The organism is Pseudomonas sp. FME51 (genome assembly GCF_014897305.1).
Map to the genome: position 1 here is coordinate 1 of NZ_JABUYN010000056.1, position 403 is coordinate 403.

At 55.6% G+C, this 403-nt stretch carries 1 protein-coding gene; it reads right to left on the bottom strand.

The annotated features are described in order from the left end of the window. The coding region (locus INT39_RS22385) for an IS3 family transposase (RefSeq protein WP_193076156.1) at positions 1-403 on the bottom strand (403 nt) is incomplete at both ends.

Sequence of the window (403 nt, forward strand, 5' to 3'; positions counted from 1 at the left end):
AGAGCCAGCCTTGCCACGTTGAAACATAAGTAAAGTCGGACACCCATAGCTGATTGGGTCGATCCGCATGGAACTGGCGTTGGACCCTATCCAGCGGACAAATCGCGTTCTCATTCGGGATGGTGGTGCGGATCACATGACCGCGACGAACGCCCTGCAGGCCCAGTTGACGCATCAGCCGCTGTACCGTGCAGCGAGCAATATCAATGCCCTCACGCTTGAGTTGCTTCCAGACTTTCACGACGCCATAGCACTGCATATTGTCATCCCAGACTCGCTGGATTTTATCGCTCAACAGCTCGTCCTGTTTGGCACGAGCGCTTCGCAGTTCGGGTTGACGGGCTTTGGCTGCATGCACGTAATAACCGGACGGAGCGATCTGGATTACCCGACAGATCGACTC